Origin of the sequence: Neomoorella carbonis, assembly GCF_045278715.1 — a bacterium.
Lineage (GTDB): Bacteria > Bacillota > DSM-521 > Neomoorellales > Neomoorellaceae > Neomoorella > Neomoorella carbonis.
The window spans coordinates 1964586-1982068 of record NZ_CP136420.1 but is presented as its reverse complement, the minus strand read 5'-3'; the positions used below and the strand labels follow the sequence as shown (position 1 = coordinate 1982068).

The following is a 17483-nucleotide window of genomic DNA, read 5'->3' as shown; positions in this document are numbered from 1 at the left end:
AGGAAGTGATCCCTATCGTCATTAGAGGTGTCCAGTTAACGAGTCTGGTGGACTTCCCCGGCGAGGTTTGCACTACCGTCTTTTTGGGCGGGTGTAATTTCCGCTGCCCCTGGTGCCACAACGCCGACCTGGTGCTGCGCCCTTCGGTTTTGCCGGAAATCAGCCCGGCGGAGGTTTTAAACCTGTTGATTCGGCGCCGCCCCTGGATTCAGGCCGTCTGCATAACTGGCGGGGAACCGACCCTGGCGCCGGGCCTGAAGGAATTTATCGGCTCCTTGAAATCTCAGGGTTTCAAGGTCAAGCTGGATACCAACGGCTCGCGACCGGGGATTTTGGGTAGGTTGCTGGAAGAAGGTCTTTTGGACTATGTGGCCATGGACGTTAAGGCGCCGCCGGAGAAATACGACCGTTTGACGGGGACCAGGGTGGATTTAAAGGCTATAAAGGAAAGCATTGCCATTATTAAGAATAGCCGGGTGCCTTATGAATTTCGCACCACGGCAGTTCTCGGGCTTTTAATGGAGGATGATTTCCTGGCCATAGGCGAAATGCTTGCAGGTGCCCGGCATTATGTTTTGCAACAATTCCGGCCCGCCGGAACCCTGCTGAACCCCGGATTGCAGGAACTCCTTCCTTACCCGGAGACAACTTTAAAAAATATTGCTGTGAAATTACAGCCTTTTTTTGCCAGGGTAGAAGTCAGGAGCTAAAGGAATAAGGTAAGAGCTAGCGGCCTGTAGCTACCTGAAACCATGGGGGGTGTTAAGGGAGCTCCTCCCATGGTTTTCTTTATGCATGACACATAACAAATAGTTATAATAAATATAACAGGAATGTGGGACTGAACGTCTAATTATGTTTAATTATATTACTCAAGTTAAACGGGGGGTAAGTATGAAAGGCCAAAGAATATTTCTAGCAGTGGTAGCCTTATTGCTCGTTTTGTTAAGTGCGGGTTGTTCCGGTCCCGATGTGAAGGATTCTGCCCCGGAAATACCAACGCTAAAATTGGGCTATATAATGTCCGACCATCATACGCCGCTTTTTACGGCTTTAACCCGGTGGCAAAAATTCCGAGATAAATACAACCTTTACTTACAGCCAGTACAAGAAAGGGAATGGTATGATTTTTATGCTGGTGGGCAGAAAGTGGCCCGGGTAAAGCTGGTTTCTACCCAACAGGGGCCGGAAGTCCAGCGTTTGATGAGCCAGGGCAGTGTGGATATGGGGATTACTGGAGCCCAGGCTTTAATCCTTTCGGTTGACCAGGGCCTGGATGCCAAAATAATTTCCCCTCTACAGACAGGCGGCAACTTATTGGTAGTAAAAAAGGATTTACCGGTTAAGAGTTGGCCGGAATTTGTAGCCCTAGTCAAAGGCAAAAAGCAGCAAATTAAAATTGGTCATCCGGGATCGCAGACTATTGCTAGTGTCATCTTCCGATCAGCCTTAAAGACAGAAGGAATATCTTTTAGCGATAATCCTCAGGACCGCCAGGTAGACATTACTTTTGTCGACATGAAGGGTCATGGTAATCTGGCTACTGCCCTCGCGAATCATCTTGTTGATGGTTTTATAGGGGCAGAACCCTTTCCAACTTTAGCCGTCCAGGATGGTGAAGCCCAAAAAATAACCAGCCTTGAAACTCTACCACCTGCGGGGCGATGGCAGAATCATGCCTGTTGCACGGTGGAAGCAACTGAAGCTGTCATTAGCAAACATCGTGATCTGGTTAAAAAACTGGAGGAACTTTTAATTCTGGCTACCCATGAGGTAAACCAAAATCGTGACGAGGCAGCAAAAGATGCTGCTGCCTGGCTGGGTGTAAGTGAAAAAATAGAAAAAGAAGCCCTCCAGTCCGTTAATTTTACTACTGACCCGACCGGCGCATGGCGACAAAGCGTAGGTACGTTTGGACAAATCATGGATGATATGGGCCTGTTAACCGGGCGCCTGCATGGGTTAAAGCCTGAAGAAATAGAAGCCAGGGTGCTGGATGGAGATATATATAACGAGGCCATTAAAGAACTAAAAGAACAAGGGTTTTGGAAATGAAAGGCTGGTTACCTCAAACCCTGGCGCGGCTGTTATTACCCGGGCTGGTACTGGTATTGTGGGAAAGTGTTGCCATCCATCTTGGGAAGCCAGGGGTTTTACCTCGGCTGGAAAATGTGCTGGCGATTTTAATACAGCCTGCGGCCAGGGTTTTAACAGACAGTTCCCTCCTTGAATGTATATATATTAGCCTGGCGCGGGTGATCGTAGCCTTTAGCATGGGTGTAGCCATAGCAGTTCCCCTGGGGATATTAATGGGTCGTTATCAGGTGATAAAAAGCCTGGTCGATCCTCTTATAGAATTACTACGTCCGGTGCCGCCACTGGCCTGGGTGCCATTAATTTTAGCCTGGCTAGGAATCACTAGCATTGGTGAAATTCTACCCTGGCGGGTGGAGAGCGTACTCCTGTGGAATATGCAAGTGTCTATGCTCATTATCATTATGATTGGCATATTCTTTCCCGTTCTTTTGAATACCGTTTATGGCGTTCAGAGCATACCGCCACAAATTATCGAGGCCGCTCAAACCTTGGGAGCCAGGGAACAGGCCCTGTTGATGAGGGTGATTTTACCCCAGGCTTTACCATCAATTCTTACCGGTGTCCGGGTGGGCCTTGGGGTTGGCTGGATGTGCCTGGTAGCGGCGGAAATGCTGCCTGGTAGTACCGCCGGCCTGGGATACCTTATCTGGTATGCCCATGAACTGATGCGGACGGATATCGTTTTGGCGGGAATTATAATTATCGGCCTGATTGGAACCGTATTTGATCAGGTGCTGCGCTTAATTGCCAGTAAATGTTTCTCCTGGGTTGAATAAGCGGTGTGGGGGTAAAGGCATGCGGCTAATTGACCTGGTGAATCAATCCGGGCGACGCCTGGTATTTTTCATTGGCAGTTTTCCAGGGGCAGCCATGAAAGGCGTTACATTGAAAGAAGTATACTTTTCAGCTTCTCTCCAGGCAGAAACGGCCTGCTACCTGGCGGAACGTTTCCAGATCGATTTTATCCGTCCGGTTACTGACTTGGTGGTAGAGGCTGAGGCTATGGGCTTAAAGGCGCGTTATCCAGATAATGGCGCCCCGGTGCTGGTAGAGCATCCAATAACTGGACCAGAGGCGCTGGCCGACTTAAACTTACCGGAACCCGGCCGTGACGGCCGCCTGCCGATAAATCTTGAAGCCATTCGCTTGATAAAGCAGCGGACCGACAAACCGGTGATAGGTTCCTTGACAGGCCCTTTTACTTTAGCCGGTGCCCTCTGCGATCCGGCTGGCGTGGCCATGAAAACAATTACTGACCCCGAGTTTCTGCATGCTCTCCTGGCCTTTTGTACCCGGGCTTTGAAACGATACGGGGAAGCCCTGCTGGCAGCGGGGGCGGATATCCTTTGGATTTCTGAGCCCCTGGGCTCTTTGCTGTCACCAGCACAGTTCTGGCAGTTTTCCGGCCGGTATATCCAGGAGATTTTTGCGGCTTTCCCGGCCATGAATATACTCCATATCTGTGGCGATACCAGTTACATGCTTAAAGAAATGCTGGCCACAGGCGCCCAGGGTTTGAGCCTGGACAGCAGGGTTAGTTTACCTGTCCTGGCAACCCAAATGCCGGAGGATGTAGTTCTAATCGGTAATATCGATCCCGTCGGGGTGATGCTCGAAGGGTCACCCCAGCAGGTAGTAAAAGCTACTGCCAACCTGCTAACGGCTATGCTGCCGTTCAACAACTTTATTGTGAGTACGGGATGTACTTTGCCCTTTGAAGTCCCGGCAGCGAATATTAGTGCTTTTGTGGAAACAGCCAGGAACTTTCCCTGTTTATCTCCATCCCAGGCCCGGTTGTTGCTTTCTTTACGACGAGCTTTGCTTGAAGGCGATAGTGAAGGAGTAACAACGCTGACCAGGAAAGGGTTGCAACTGGAGATGGATGCAATTACCATTCTCGAGGGAGGCCTGATCCAGGGAATAAACCGGGCCGGGGAATTATACCAGCAACAGATAGTATTTATCCCCGAGCTCTTGTTGATTAGCCAGGCCATGTACGCCGGCCTGGAGGTAATCAGGCCGGTACTGGTGCAAAAGCGGCATGGCACCCGGGGCAAGATAGTGCTGGGAACTGTTCAGGGAGACCTGCACGATATTGGTAAAAATCTGGTCGGTTTGATGTTAACAGCTAATGATTTCCAGGTTATCGACCTGGGTAAAGATGTAGCCCCGGAGCAGTTTGTTGAAGCTGTACGGGCATGCCGGCCCCAGGTAGTGGGTCTGTCGGCTTTGACCACCACAACCATGAAGTCCATGGAAAAGACCGTGCGGGCGTTAAAACAAGGGGGTCGAGGGGAGCAAGTGAAAGTTATAGTGGGAGGAGCCCCCATTACCCCCGAGTTTGCCCGGCGGATTGGCGCTGATGCCTATGCTCCCGATGCTGCGGCTGCGGTTACTGAGGTGGCTAATTTAATAGATAAGGTGAAGGAGCATCAAGATGGCCAATCAACCACTGGCGTATTTTGATGATTTGCGGGAAAAGAATGTCCTGGAAATCAAAAAGTTGAAAGACCAGGGGAAAAAGGTAGTTGGTACTTATTGTGCCTTTACCCCCAAGGAACTCATCATTGCCGCCGGTGCCATACCAGTTTCCTTATGTGGTACCAGGCAAGAACCGATTCCCGAGGCTGAAAAAATCCTTCCCCGGAACCTCTGTCCGTTAATTAAATCCAGTTTTGGCTTTGCCATTACCGGGAGCTGTCCTTATTTTTATTTTGCCGACCTGCTTATTGCCGAAACCACCTGTGACGGCAAGATCAAGATGTACGAATTGCTCAGGGAATATAAACCCATGCATATTCTCAATTTACCGCCCACTTCGCTGGGGGAAGACGCCTTTGCCTACTGGTATAATGAAATACTTAAAGCCAAAGAACGGCTGGAAAGGGAATTTGCTGTTGAGATCACAACGGCAAAATTGCAGGAAGCCATTCGCCTGGTTAATGAAGAACGCCGGGCTTTGCTGGAATTTCATCGCTTAAACCGGCACGATCCAGCACCGTTATCGGGTTTGGATCTTTTGAAGGTGCTTTGGGCAAAGGGCTTTACTCCCGATATAGCCGCCGGTACGGCCGTGATTCGCCAGGTCACTCTGGCGGTAAAGGAACAGATGGCCAGGGGCGTGTCTGCGGCACCACCAGGCTCACCTCGAATACTCTTAACCGGTTGCCCGGTAGGCCTGGGTTCCGAGAAGGTGATTAAACTGGTGGAGGCCGGGGGCGGGGTGGTTGTTTGCCTGGAGTCCTGCAGCGGCATTAAAGCCCTGGAGCCCCTTGTGGATGAGGAAGGTGATCCCTTGCAGGCAATTGCTGCCAAGTATTTGCAAGTACCCTGTCCCTGTTTAACCCCCAATCGGGGCCGTCTAGAATTGCTGGAACGTCTTATTAAAGAATACAGGGTCGATGGGGTAATCGATCTCACCTGGCAGGCCTGCCATACGTATAATATTGAGTCCTATAGCATTAAGAAATTGGTCCAGGAAAAAGAGGGACTGCCTTTTCTACCAATCGAGACTGACTATTCAACAAGTGACTTGCAGCAGCTCAAGGTCCGGATTGACGCTTTCCTGGAAATGATTAAATAGGAGGACTGCTTGTTACTTGAAGGGCGACCTGCCGGGAGATAAACACGGTCGAGGTGATGACGGTTGTGCCATGACGAGGGGGGCAACCATTTTATCGCCCACCAGGTTAACAATTAAAATGGATGCTACTTTCGACGAGGTCATCTGCAGCTCGGCTTTCCCCCATTTTCCTTATAAACTTAAGGCCTTAAAAGAGATGGCCCTGGTGTTGAAACAAGGCGGGCGTGTGGTTATCTGCCATACGAAAGCAAGGGAAACCATAAATAATTTACATAGATCCCTGGGGGGCGTTATAGCCGGGGACCAGATCCCGCCGGGCAACGAAATGATGGGTATGCTGGTAGCTGCCGGGTTAACAGGAATCGAGATTGACGAGGGTCATGATTATTACCTGGCATCTGGAGTCAAGGCGAGGTATCAGTAATCGCCAAACTACCAGCAGGATTTTGCTGTACGGTTCAGAGAACTTTTAGAGTTTGTTTTATATGAGGTGATTAAACATGCGCACTACCATTGAAATCAGCAATGAAACCCGGGCTAAACTTATGGCCCTGGCGGCCAGGCGAGGTTAAGGGGTTATTCAGAAATAGTAAATGAAGCCCTTGAGGAATATTTAGCAAGGGCGAAGAACCGGGAAAAAGACCCTTATTGCCGGCATCTGCCTGGCGCGTAACTTGTCCCTCTTTACACTAAATGCAGAATATTTTAAACGAATAACCGGGCTAGAAGTGCTTACCCCCGCCTCCCCATCGTCGTCGCAGGTGTAGCTCGAAAACAGAAGATCTCTGGAAGGATCTTCTCCGGCGATTAGTCTTTAATCATCACCGCCAGGGAAGGGCCGCTACTGCTCCTGGGCTGTGGTTTTAATAAGGACAGTCAACAACAATTCCAGGGATAAAATCAAAATGCTTTTTATTCCTTGTGGCGAGAACAGCGTCCAGATGTAATGCTGTTGCCGCTATAAGAGCGTCTATAGGATTTAATCCGGGATCTTTTCTGTATTTTCGCAGGAACTCCCCGGCTTTTCTGGCTATATCCATGTCAACTTCAATTATCCCATTTAAGCCATCGAACAGCCGTACCATTTTTTCTTGCTGTTCAGCCGTAATATGCGGCGCGGCATATAATTCCATAACGGTTATGGAACTGATCCATCGTTCCATGTCCTGGCATCTCAAAAGATAATCGGTAGCAGGCCTGAAACCGCGCAGGTGATCAATGCAAATATTCGTATCAAATATTACCCTCACAGGGTTTCCTCCAATCTTTTTTGGGCAGCTAAACGGAGTTCCTCGACATACTTTGAGTCTACATGCGGCCAGATTCCTGCTGTTTCTTCAAGTATCTGCTGCCAATCTTCTTTTTTGGATTTATTAAGAGGTTCAATTACAACTTTATCGCCCACCAGGTTAACAATTAAAATATCACCTTTTTTTATACATGCTTTTTTCCTTAAATTGGCAGGTAACACAATCTGGCCTTTGCTGGATACTTTTATCATACCCTGCAATTTTACTACACCTACCTTACAAGTAAGTCACGTCTTACCATAATTATATCCCAAAGTTATAGCTAGTCAATATTGCACCTTATTTGCGCCAGATAGGAGGTGTGCCACGCCAAAAAACCCCGGGATTACCGGGTGCCTGCGAGGCAGAATACCAGCAAAAGCGAATTAAGCTATACTTAATTGTGAAAATAAGCACAAAAGCGGAGTTGATGTGGAGTGAAAGCGAGGAGAATAGGGAGGATGTAAGTTAAGTGCAATTTAACTCCTGCCAACTCTATTTGATTATTTGAGAAAGGTTTGCAACTTTGATTTGCTTAAAGAAGGAAAAGAGGCTGTTGTCATGGAGGCTTTAGAAACCATTAGCACATGTGCCTTAAGCGAATTGGAAAAGGGTGCCCGCGGCAAGGTAATTAAAATTACCGCTACCGGCGAACTCCGCCGCCGGCTCTTGGACATGGGAGTAGTACCTGGTACTGAAGTGGCTGTCGCAGGAGCAGCTTCTCTGGGCGACCCTATAGAAGTAAAAGTAAAGGGTTACCATTTGAGCTTACGCAAAAAAGAAGCAGCCGCTATTTTTGTCGAGCAACTCAATTAATGTTAAGAGGTGTTCAGTTATGAGCAGCGGGTTATTACCCCTGGAATTTTTAAATACAGGCCGGGAGGCAGTTATTAAAGAAGTCGCTGGCGGCATAAGTTTGCGTCGCCGGCCTGGTACGCGGGTCAACCATTAAGATTATCCGCAATGATAACTTTGGACCCATAATTGTTTCGCTAGGGAATGGTTCAGGGGGCGGCCGCCTGGCAATCGGGAGAGGAGCATGACCCTGTTATTGACAGGGGTATAAAAAGGGATGGTTTTGAAGTTATCAGTGCGTCCGTGATCATCTTTGGTTATTGCCCGGACTGCCGCAAATAAATTTAATATTTTTGCAGCAGGAATTTTGATTTGACTGGCGAAAAATTTAATTACAGCCATGAAGGTTGTTTCTGTAACCACGGAGGGTATGTAAACCCCAGAAGGGGTACCTGAAGTGGTTCTTTTTTATTTCAAACAGGAAGGAGCCGATAACTATGGATGTTTTCCCCAACGATTGGGAAAGGGCCGTGGCCTTTCACGGGCATAGCTGCCCGGGCCTGGTCATTGGCTACCGGGCGGCAAAAATAGCCCTGCGGGAACTGGCTGCCGGGCGGGCAGAGGATGAAGAACTGGTAGCCATTGTAGAAACCGATGCCTGTGGGGTGGATGCCATCCAGGTGCTTACCGGCTGCACTCTGGGAAAAGGCAATCTCCTTTATCGGGACTACGGCAAGCATGTATTTACTATTGGTGATAGGAAGACTGGTGCTGCCGTCCGGGTAGCCTTAAAGAGTGGAGCATTGCAGGAAGACGAGAATTACCGGAACTTGCGGCAGAGGGTTTTTAGCGGCCAGGCCACACCGGCGGAAAAGGAGCTTTTTGGCCGTTACCAGGAACAGCGCTTGCAACTTATCCTGGAGGCGCCAGAGGAGGAAATATTTAAAACAGAGCATGTGAAGCTCGCCATGCCAGCAAAAGCCCGCCTTTTTAACTCCGTGACCTGCGCTTATTGCGGAGAGCCGGTGGCAGAAGTTCGGGCTAGGGTAAAGGAGGGCCGGTACGCCTGCATCCCCTGTGCGGAAAATTACACCCGCGGCTGGGGAGAAAAGTAGGGTGCAACCGTATGCTTTTTGCCCCGGGAGGCTATCCATAGATTTTTACCGCGGGAGGAAGGGAAATGTTTAAGAGGATACCAATCGTGGTTACAGCTTTATTGTTGATGTTCATGATCCTGGCCGGGTGCGGGCCGCAAGCTACCAGCCCTGGCTCGGTATTGCCTAAAACCAGAATCACCGATCTGGAGGGCCGGGAAGTGGAAATTCCTGTCCCGGCAGATAAAATTGTGGCCATTGGACCGGGTGCATTAAGGCTGGTTTGTTATGTGAACGGCGCAGATAAGGTGGTGGGCATCGAAAATGTAGAGAAGCAAAAGCCTACCGGCAAACCTTACCTTCTAGCCAATCCCGAATTAACAAGCAAACCTGTAATTGGACCAGGTGGACCTGATTCTACCCCGGACGCGGAGAAGCTAGCCAGCGTCCAACCCGACGTGATTTTTGTGGCCTCTCTGGTGGACAGGGGTCATGCGGATGAACTCCAAGCCAAAACGAACATCCCGGTGGTGGTGCTTAGTTACGGTAAGTTGGCTCCCTTTGATGAGGATGTGTATAAATCGCTGCAGCTGATTGGCAAGATTACCGGCAATGAAAAAAGGGCCGGGGAAGTGGTCGCTTACCTGAAAAATTGCCAACAGGACTTAAAGGCGCGGACAAAGGATATACCGGAAGAAAAGAAGCCCAGGGTCTATGTAGGTGCCCTCGGTATGAAGGGTGCCCATGGCATCGAGAGTACCCAGGCCCAGTACCCCCCTTTTGTAGCTATAAACGCCCGGAATGTAGCAGACGAGACAGGTAAAAGGGGGAGCATCATGATCGACAGGGAAAAACTTTTAAGCTGGGACCCGGATATCATTTTTATCGACGAAGCCGGTTTGGGCCTGGTGCAGGAAGACTACAAGAAAAACCCGCAGTTTTACCAGTCCCTGAAGGCAGTCAAAACAGGCCAGCTTTACGGCCAGATTCCTTATAACTACTATACCACAAATATCGATACCGCCATTGCCGACGCCTATTACGCCGGTAAAGTGATTTATCCCGAACAGTTTAAGGACGTAGACCCGGCCGGGAAAGCCGATGATATTTACCAGTTTCTTTTAGGGAAGCCAGTGTATGATCAGATGGCCAGGGATTTTGGCGGCTTTAAGAAGCTTAGCCTGACAACGCCGTAAAAATCTGTGGTAATTCTAGAGCGCGAGGAGAAAGCAAATTGTGCGTCAGGTGGTACTTGCAAACGTTTCGCTGGATTACTTAAGGTACACCCGGAGAAAAGTCCTGGTTATCGGCCTTCTCATCCTTTTTAGCGTTTTGCTGGGTATTTACGCCATCAACGCCGGGTCGGCGGAACTTACGCCGGCGCAGGTCATTATGACGCTGCTGGGCAAGGTTGAAGGCCGGGCCCGGATCATAATCTGGAATATCCGCCTGCCGCGGGTGCTGGCAGCGTTTACTGCCGGCGTTGGCCTATCCGTGGCAGGGTGTGTGATGCAAAATATCTTGCGCAACCCCCTGGCCTCACCTTTTACCCTGGGTGTTTCCCAGGGGGCGGCCTTCGGCGCCGCGATAGCCATAATTGCCCTGGGGGCGGGTAGCACTCACAGTAGCGGTGCCGATGCAGTGCTGATTAATAGCCCTTATCTGGTCACTTTGACTGCCTTCCTTGGTGCTATGGCGGCGACCCTGGTGATCATTTTTCTGGCCGGGCACAAAGGATTTTCCCCTGAAGCCATGGTCCTGGCCGGGGTCGCCCTGGGGTCGCTTTTTTCCGCCGGGACGATTATCCTGCAGTATTTTGCCAGCGATGTGCAGGTTGCCGCTATGGTTTTCTGGACCTTTGGCGATATTGGCAGGGTTTCATGGCGAGATCTGGAAATTATGGCGGCAGTGGAGGGTGTTGCCTTTCTCTACTTTATGGCCAATAGATGGAATTACAACGCCCTGGACAGCGGCGAGGAAACGGCCAAAGGCCTAGGAGTGAATGTAGAGAAAATAAGGCTGGCGGGGATGTTTATAGCTTCCTTAATTACGGCTACGGTGGTTTCTTTTCTGGGCATTATCGGCTTTATAGGCCTGGTAGGACCGCACATAATGCGGCGGGTGATTGGCGGCGACCACCGTTTTTTAATCCCGGCTGCCAGCATGATGGGCGGGTTTTTGCTGCTGGCCGCCGACACCCTGGGCAGGACTGTCATTGCGCCGGTTGTTTTGCCGGTAGGATCCATAACGTCTTTTATGGGTGCCCCGTTGTTTCTTTATCTCCTTGCCAGGGGGAGCAATAAGCGATGATTCTGCGGGTAGATGGTGTGGAATTCAGCTACAACAGCCGTCCTGTTTTAAGAGATATCAAATTTACCGTGGCAAGGGGAGAGTTTTTTGCCATCCTGGGCAACAATGGCGCCGGAAAATCAACCCTGCTCAAGTGCTTGAATAAAATACTTAAGCCTGAACGAGGGGTGGTTTTAATTGAAAAAGATAACGTCTTTCAGCTCAGCCGGCTGGATGTGGCACGTAAAATAGGGTATGTGGCCCAGCGAAGTGAAAGCAGCCGGGTTACTGTTTTTGATGCTGTTCTTTTAGGCCGGAAACCCCACATCAAGTGGGATGTTTCCCACCAAGACCTGGAAATTGTGCACCGGGTTTTAAGGCTTCTGGGTTTGGAAGAGCTTTATTTGCGCTACCTCGACGAACTCAGCGGTGGCGAACTGCAAAAGGTGATGATGGCCCGCGCCTTAGCTCAGGAACCGCTGGTCCTGCTCCTGGATGAACCTACCAGCAATTTGGATTTGAAAAACCAGCTCGAGGTTTTGCGAACAGTAAAAAAAGCGGCCAGGGAGCAAAACATTGCCGCCGTGGTGGTCATGCACGACCTTAATCTGGCTTTGCGCTTTGCTGACAAGTTTCTGCTGTTAAAAAATCATACCGTCTTCGCCTGTGGTGGAATGGAAATAATGACGCCGGATAATATCGCCAGTGTTTACGACGTACCGGTGGTGATGGCAAAAATAAAAAACATCCCGGTAATCGTACCGCTTGGATAGCTGTAATCATCACACCCTGGAGATGACCTCCAGGGTTTTTATTTTTGCATTTTATTATTGACAAATGGCCATAATAGACTTATACTAATAATGAACATAAGACCGAAAGGAGGAGAAGGAAGATGCCACGTGGTGACAGGACCGGTCCGTGGGGGCTGGGGCCACGCACCGGTCGCGGTGCCGGCTTTTGTAACGGTTTCCCCGTACCGGGCTTTATGAATCCTGCTTTCGGCTTTGGACGGGGCCTGGGCTTGGGTCTGGGTCGTGGCCGGGGGCTAGGCTTGGGCCGCAGGTGGGCCTGGGGTTTTTTCCCGCCGGCTTATGGCTGGTTGCCCGGGGGCTGGTGGGGCGCACCATTTCCCGGTGCCGTACCGCCCCAGGGCGCGGCGCCCGAGGTGGAATTTTTAAAGCAGCAGGCGGCCGTGCTGGAAGGCCAGCTTAAAGCGGTCAAAGAACAGCTGAAGGCTTTACAGCAGGAAGAGCGGCAAGATAAGGCCAGTGATCCGGAAAACGAAGACCTGTAAGTTAACCCAAAATGCTGGGCCGGTTCACGCCCTGGCCGTCGCCGGGGGTAAGGTCATTATTTTTCCGGAAATGTGCCACGGCTGCGGCGGCTGCGCTTTTGCATGTCCCCGGGGGGCGATTACAGAAAAACCTTACCGTATCGGGGTGGTTGCCAGGGGCCAGGCTGGCAGGATTGATTTTGCCCACGGCAAGATCGATGTGGGTGTGCCCCTGGCACCCCCGGTGATCAGAGCGGTCAAAAAGCTCGCCCGCAAGGAAGGGCTCACCCTCATCGACGCCCCGCCGGGTACTTCCTGCCCGGTGGTAGCCGCCGTGAAGGACAGCGATTTTTGCCTGCTGGTCACGGAGCCCACCCCCTTCGGCCTCAACGATCTCAAGCTCGCCGTCGGCATGGTGCGGGAACTGGGTATTCCCTTTGCGGTGGTTATCAACCGTTCCACCCTTGGTGACCTGCGGGTGGAGCGTTATTGCCGCCAGGAGAGAATCCCGGTCCTCCTGAAAATCCCTTTTGACAAAAGATATGCTGCCACCTATGCCAGGGGAAAATGCCTGGTGGAAGAATATCCCGACTGGGTGCCGGCCTTTGTCGGCCTCTGGCAGGAGATAGAGAGGCTGGTGTCACAGCGTGCAAGAGCTGCTGGTAATTAGCGGCAAAGGTGGGACAGGTAAAACATCTATCGCAGCCGCCCTGGCTGCCCTGGCGGAGGATAAAGTCCTGGCCGACTGTGACGTTGACGCTGCCGACCTGCACCTGCTCCTGCGGCCAGAGGTGGAGAGCGTCAATGAATTTTATGGTTCCCATAAAGCGATTATTGATGCCAGTCGCTGCACCGGGTGCGGCCGCTGTATCGAAGTTTGCCGGTTTGGCGCTATCATGAAGGCAGCACCCGTAGCAGGAGAAGAAAATAGCGATAACGGGTCCAGGGGTTCCGTTTTGCAGGTGGATACTCTATCATGTGAAGGTTGCGGGGTCTGCACCTTGACGTGCCCGGCAGGGGCCATTACCATGAAACCCAACCTGGCCGGGTACTGGTATATTTCCGAAACACCTTACGGCCCCCTGGTGCATGCCCAGCTCGGCCTGGCCGAGGATAATTCCGGCAAGCTGGTGACGAAGGTACGCCAGGAAGCGCGGCGGCTGGCGGAGGAAAATAAGGCCCGGCTGATCATTACCGACGGCCCGCCCGGTATCGGCTGCCCGGTCATATCCTCCCTGACCGGGGTAACCCTGGCCCTGGTGGTGACGGAACCGACGGTAGCCGGCTGGCACGACATGGAGCGGGTGGTGAAGCTGGCCAGCCACTTTAAAGTATCGGTGGCCGTTTGTATTAACAAATATGACCTGGCCCCGGAGAAAAGCCGGGAAATTGAGGCTTATTGTTATAAGCAGGGCCTTACCATAGCCGGTAAAATACCTTTCGATGCGGATGTTGCCAGGGCCCTGGTCAATGCCGTACCGTTGACGGCCTGTTCCCGCGGGGCGGCAGCAAATGCTGTCAGGGCCATGTGGGATAGCTTGATGGTACAGATGGGAAGGATAGGAAAATAGTAAGCTGGACGTTATCTGCTAAAAAATCACCACAGCTTGCAGGGAAAAAAAGTTCTTGCCGGGAGGATTCTGGTAGTATTTGTAGAATAGTTATAACTTAAGAAAAACGAATAACGGTGCAGGCATCAAGGGAAGCCGGTGCAAATCCGGCGCGGTCGCGCCACTGTAAGGGGGAGTGACCCCGCATCAGGCCACTGGGTTTAAGCCCGGGAAGGCGTGGGGAAACGGTGAACCCGAGCCAGGAGACCTGGTGCTTGCCGAAGTAGCTGGTGCTCCCTACGCAGGATGGGGAAACGGCATAACCCCTGATTTCTTCGGAGCAGGGGTTTTAATTTTATCAGGGTAGGCGCCTGGCCCCGAGGGGCCGGCTTAAATGCTGCCAGCCGGTCCGGCAAGGAACTCCCAATAAGGCAAAACGACTGGAGGTTCACGATGCGCCGGGAACGGTAGATGGACGGCCTATTCTAACCCACCCGGGGAGTATTGCTGGGAGGTGTTAGCATGAGGCCGTCTTTTTGATGCAGCTAATGTAACTTTGATAGGCAGTAGATTTTGTAAAATCTTCTAGGGGGGATACAACTTGGGTAGAAGTAAAAAAATAGGGAAAAGGCTAACCTATTTTCTTACCTTTTTAATGGTTCTAAACATGTTTCTACCTGTAGCCCCTGCATGGGCAGGCGAAGGGGCCGGCTCGCCGGCCAATTACCCCGTCCAGTTTTTGTACAACGAATATATTCAAAAAGGAGTGCAAAATGCCGACCAGGGTGTGGGGTCATATACCTTTTACATTTTAAGCCAGGCCGGCGTGGATGGCAGCACCTGGGTATACAATGGCCAAAACCTTAAAGAAGCAGTTATAGATGCAGTTTATCGCGATATTAAAAATCCACCCAGTGCTAAGACCCTGGCCCAGGACCTGGTGGCCGCCAGGGTCCTGGGGCGAGAAGATTTAGTTAACCGATTAGCGCAAATCTTACAAAGTAGGCAGACCGGAAGCGGATTTGACAGCGGAGATTTCAGTCTCTTTAGCAACATCCCGGCCTTTGAACTTTTAGGTCGAGCTAATTTGCTCAGCGTTATTGATAAAACCTATGCGAAGGAGTACATTTTAAGCACAAAAAACACAACAGTTGGTGAGGCTACCTACGGAAGCTGGGGTTATACGTATCAAAACATATATTATCCCGATTTCATGGCCACTGCTCAAGCAGTGCGGGCGCTTTATTTTTTGGATCCCTCCAAAGAGGACGTTTCCGTTCAGGCGGCCATCTACAATGGTCTTGAGTGGATGCAACAGCAACAACAACCAGACGGTAGCTTTGTGGTCGGTTGGGACGACCCCCTCCTTGATACCTCGGAGGTAATCCTTACTTTAACCACTCTTGGCATAGACCCAGCATCTTGGAAGAACCAAGGCAAAAGTGCCGTTGACTACCTGTGGAACAACGCCGTCAACCCTGACGGTAGCTTAGGCGCCTTTAAAAACGCCATGGATGCCACCTGGGCGCTAGGTGCTTATAATTCACTGGGCATCACGCCTACAATCTGGCGCTTTTATCTTGATCCCTCCAGCGCAACATTAACTAATATAGGTGACCATAAGCAGTTTCGGGCCGTCTGGCAGGATGTCTACGGCAAGACTGTTGATGTAACGCAGTACGCCCAATGGTCGGTTGCCAATGATAGCCTGGCCAGTGTTGACGCCACAGTTTACGGCCTGGTCACCGCCCTCAATACCGGGCAGACGGTGGTAAAGGCTATTTATAATGGCCTGACGGCGACGGCCATCCTCAATATTACCTTACCCACCTCATCCACTCCGGATCGTGATTACTGCATCGTCGACATTGCCGTAGTAGGCATGAACGGCGAGCTCCTTTATGGGCCCGGCTCGGTCATGGTGAGCAAAAACGGCAGGTGGGGCCTGACGGCCCTGGGAGCCCTGGACGCCACCGGTCTTCCCTACGTCGACGATAACGGCTTTGTTAAAAGCATCGCCGGCCAGGCCAACAGCGGTATGAATGGGTGGATGTACCAGGTCAACGGCAGCGTGCCCATGGTGAGCGCTTCCCAGAAAACGATCCAGGACGGCGACCAGATCATCTGGTGGTACAGCACGGACTGGAGCTCGCCGGGACCAGTGTGGGAAAGTCTGGTAAAAAGTAGCACCTCTGCCTCGACGGCTATGACTGTACCAGCCGATCTAAAGGAGCAAAATAAAAAACTCCCGGTAGCCCTACAGGCCCCCGAAGTAGCCGTGGATGCATTAGCGAAAATTAACCAGTTGCTGGAATTAACAGAGGGTACCTTCCAGATCGCTCCTTTAAACGAAGTTAAAAAAGCCGTGGTAGTCACTGGCGGCGAAAAGGCCATGAGCCGTGCTGAAACTGCCGCCCTGAGAAAAGAACTGGCCCAAAACCAAATTGACTTGGCCCAGAAGGTCACCGCTTCAGCGGGAGCAATCATAACTGATGCTAAAGAAGAAATAGCCCTGTCCATACCAGCCGGGGCATTACAAAACGATTTAGAGATTACCATTAAGAAGGCTACCGTTGTTGCGAGCGCTGGAAATACCGGAGGTAATGCTGCCCAGGCTCCTCCGCCGGCAGGCTACCAGCAAATATCGGCAATTTACAATTTTGGACCCGACGGTACTACCTTCAACATACCGGTGACCTTAAACTTAAAAATTGCCTTGCCGCCCCTGGCCAAACCGGAAAACCTGGCCCTGGCCTGGTACGATAAGACAAAAGGCCAGTGGGTAGCTATACCGGTCGTGGTCGACATGTCTAAGGGCTTAATTCTGGCCAGGGTAAACCACTTCTCCGATTATGCCGTGTTTGCAAAGGAAGCCAGGAAATCTTTTGAAGATGTAACTAATAATTCGTTTGGTTGGGCGAAGGATACCATTGAAACCCTGGCCGGGGCTGGCATTGTGGCCGGGGTGGACAGCAGCCACTTCGAGCCGGGCCGGGCAGTGACCAGAGCGGAATTTGCCAGCCTCCTGGTCAAGGCCCTGGGCCTGGGGGCGAAGGAAGGGACGAAGAACCCCTTTAAGGACGTAAAAGGTGACGCCTGGTACGCCGGGGCAGTAACTGCCGCTGCCGGCAACGGCCTGGTCAAGGGCTATGAGGACGGCACCTTCCGCCCTGAAAACGCCATAACCCGCGAAGAATTGGTAGCTATGCTGGTCCGGGCCATGAACCTGCCCGCCAGCGAGGAAAAACTGGCCTTTAAAGATAACGACAAAGTCTCTGCCTGGGCCAGAAAGAGCGTAGCTGTAGCTGCCGCCCACGGACTTGTTAAAGGTTTTGAAGATGGTACGTTCCGGCCGGGAGATACGGCCAGCCGGGCAGAATGCGCGGTGATGATCTACCGGATGCTAGTAGCAGAGTAAATGAGAAAAGAAGGATTAAAACGGTGGGGAGCGCCGGCGTGTCCAGCGGTGCTCCCCATCGCTGCTGGAGATCTTACGGGCCCAGAGAAGGT

Annotated in this window: 17 protein-coding genes and 1 riboswitch; of the genes, 15 read left to right on the top strand and 2 right to left on the bottom strand. The window is 51.4% G+C overall.

Annotated features, from left to right (window positions below):
* The first annotated feature begins 5 nt into the window (after positions 1-5).
* From MCACP_RS10265 to MCACP_RS10240, 6 genes are all read left to right on the top strand, one after another.
* Positions 6-710: an anaerobic ribonucleoside-triphosphate reductase activating protein gene (locus MCACP_RS10265; protein ID WP_406676668.1), complete on the top strand. Its 705-nt coding sequence runs from the start codon at positions 6-8 to the stop codon at positions 708-710.
* Positions 711-855: 145 nt separating this feature from the next.
* A complete protein-coding gene (locus MCACP_RS10260) occupies positions 856-2055 on the top strand; it encodes an ABC transporter substrate-binding protein (protein ID WP_406676667.1) in 1200 nt (399 codons plus the stop codon).
* On the top strand, positions 2052-2873 hold the full coding sequence (locus MCACP_RS10255) for an ABC transporter permease (protein ID WP_406676666.1): 822 nt from the start codon (positions 2052-2054) through the stop codon (positions 2871-2873). The genes MCACP_RS10260 and MCACP_RS10255 overlap by 4 nt, the downstream gene beginning before the upstream one ends.
* A 19-nt stretch (positions 2874-2892) precedes the next feature.
* Positions 2893-4563 (top strand): uroporphyrinogen decarboxylase family protein, encoded by a 1671-nt coding sequence (locus MCACP_RS10250; RefSeq protein WP_406676665.1) that lies wholly within the window; start codon positions 2893-2895, stop codon positions 4561-4563.
* Positions 4535-5680 (top strand): double-cubane-cluster-containing anaerobic reductase, encoded by a 1146-nt coding sequence (locus tag MCACP_RS10245; protein WP_406676664.1) that lies wholly within the window; start codon positions 4535-4537, stop codon positions 5678-5680. Before MCACP_RS10250 ends, MCACP_RS10245 begins: the two co-directional genes overlap by 29 nt.
* A gap of 16 nt (positions 5681-5696) precedes the next feature.
* Positions 5697-6104 (top strand): class I SAM-dependent methyltransferase, encoded by a 408-nt coding sequence (locus MCACP_RS10240; RefSeq protein ID WP_406676663.1) that lies wholly within the window; start codon positions 5697-5699, stop codon positions 6102-6104.
* A 439-nt stretch (positions 6105-6543) separates the two neighbouring features.
* Here the strand turns inward: MCACP_RS10240 and MCACP_RS10235 are convergent, their stop codons facing one another.
* Both MCACP_RS10235 and MCACP_RS10230 read right to left on the bottom strand, forming a co-directional pair.
* The gene (locus MCACP_RS10235) at positions 6544-6930 is read right to left on the bottom strand and encodes a type II toxin-antitoxin system VapC family toxin (protein WP_406676662.1); all 387 of its coding nucleotides are present in this window, start codon (positions 6928-6930) and stop codon (positions 6544-6546) included.
* Positions 6927-7181, bottom strand: coding sequence for an AbrB/MazE/SpoVT family DNA-binding domain-containing protein (locus MCACP_RS10230; protein WP_406678738.1), 255 nt, complete (start codon positions 7179-7181; stop codon positions 6927-6929). Before MCACP_RS10230 ends, MCACP_RS10235 begins: the two co-directional genes overlap by 4 nt.
* 349 nt (positions 7182-7530) lie before the next feature.
* Between MCACP_RS10230 and MCACP_RS10225 the strand changes: the two genes are divergently transcribed.
* From MCACP_RS10225 to MCACP_RS10185, 9 genes are all read left to right on the top strand, one after another.
* Positions 7531-7785 (top strand): FeoA family protein, encoded by a 255-nt coding sequence (locus MCACP_RS10225; RefSeq protein WP_406676661.1) that lies wholly within the window; start codon positions 7531-7533, stop codon positions 7783-7785.
* A gap of 476 nt (positions 7786-8261) precedes the next feature.
* Complete coding sequence (locus tag MCACP_RS10220) at positions 8262-8879, top strand: FmdE family protein (RefSeq protein WP_406676660.1); 618 nt, start codon at positions 8262-8264, stop codon at positions 8877-8879.
* Positions 8880-8944: 65 nt separating this feature from the next.
* Complete coding sequence (locus tag MCACP_RS10215; protein WP_406676659.1) at positions 8945-10054, top strand: iron ABC transporter substrate-binding protein; 1110 nt, start codon at positions 8945-8947, stop codon at positions 10052-10054.
* Between the two features lie 40 nt (positions 10055-10094).
* Complete coding sequence (locus MCACP_RS10210) at positions 10095-11168, top strand: FecCD family ABC transporter permease (protein WP_406676658.1); 1074 nt, start codon at positions 10095-10097, stop codon at positions 11166-11168.
* Positions 11165-11920, top strand: a complete 756-nt coding sequence (locus tag MCACP_RS10205; RefSeq protein ID WP_406676657.1) for an ABC transporter ATP-binding protein — start codon at positions 11165-11167, stop codon at positions 11918-11920. The genes MCACP_RS10210 and MCACP_RS10205 overlap by 4 nt, the downstream gene beginning before the upstream one ends.
* Before the next feature lie 122 nt (positions 11921-12042).
* On the top strand, positions 12043-12444 hold the full coding sequence (locus tag MCACP_RS10200; RefSeq protein ID WP_406676656.1) for a DUF5320 domain-containing protein: 402 nt from the start codon (positions 12043-12045) through the stop codon (positions 12442-12444).
* Positions 12419-13093: a 4Fe-4S binding protein gene (locus MCACP_RS10195; protein WP_406676655.1), complete on the top strand. Its 675-nt coding sequence runs from the start codon at positions 12419-12421 to the stop codon at positions 13091-13093. Before MCACP_RS10200 ends, MCACP_RS10195 begins: the two co-directional genes overlap by 26 nt.
* Positions 13071-13994, top strand: coding sequence for an ATP-binding protein (locus MCACP_RS10190; RefSeq protein ID WP_406676654.1), 924 nt, complete (start codon positions 13071-13073; stop codon positions 13992-13994). Before MCACP_RS10195 ends, MCACP_RS10190 begins: the two co-directional genes overlap by 23 nt.
* A 59-nt stretch (positions 13995-14053) precedes the next feature.
* A riboswitch (cobalamin riboswitch) is annotated at positions 14054-14263 on the top strand.
* A gap of 311 nt (positions 14264-14574) precedes the next feature.
* Positions 14575-17391, top strand: a complete 2817-nt coding sequence (locus tag MCACP_RS10185) for an S-layer homology domain-containing protein (protein ID WP_406676653.1) — start codon at positions 14575-14577, stop codon at positions 17389-17391.
* Positions 17392-17483: the final 92 nt, after the last annotated feature.